Genomic DNA, 630 nt, shown 5'->3' on the forward strand with positions numbered 1-630 from the left:
GGAGTATGGCTTCATTAATTGGTGTCTCAAGACCTCCAACTTCAAAATAGCGGCTATTAGGAAATTCTTTCGTGATTCCTTCGACAAGAGAAATACCATCTTTTTCTCGAAAACTAATCGCCCAAGCCCCAGAAACTTCTGAAGCTTTATTAGCCAATTCTCCAATAATACTAATCTTAGTATCTATTGGAAGTGGTAGAAGGTCGTCTTTATTTTTTAATAAGACAATGGATTTCTCAGCTGCTTCTAAGGCGAGGGCTTTATTGTCTTCAGAAAGTTCATCTGATTCAGGAAGTTCGACATAAGGATGATCAAATAAACCCAACCACATTTTTACCCGTAGGATACGTTCAACAGCTTGATCAACAGTTTCAATTGAAATTGTTCCAGACGCTAAAGAGTCTTTTAAGGTCTTCAAATAAATTTCCGTTCCCATATCCATGTCAAGACCTGCATAAAGTGCTTTAGCACCTGCTTCTGCCTCATCTGAAACGATACCATGAGCGACACATTCACGAATCGCATTGGCGTCACTAACCACAAATCCATCAAATCCAAATTCCTCACGTAATTTGTCTGTCAACATCTCACGATTAACCGTACAAGGTACACCGTTTAAATCATTGAAAG

General features: G+C 38.9%; 1 protein-coding gene. It reads right to left on the reverse strand.

Going from position 1 to position 630, the window contains the following annotated elements:
• Nucleotides 1-630, reverse strand: a 630-nt coding sequence (locus GZ996_RS11670) for a glycoside hydrolase family 3 N-terminal domain-containing protein (protein ID WP_202922629.1), incomplete at both ends; no start/stop codon positions are given.

This window comes from Streptococcus sp. S784/96/1 (genome assembly GCF_902729355.1).
GTDB lineage: Bacteria > Bacillota > Bacilli > Lactobacillales > Streptococcaceae > Streptococcus > Streptococcus caledonicus.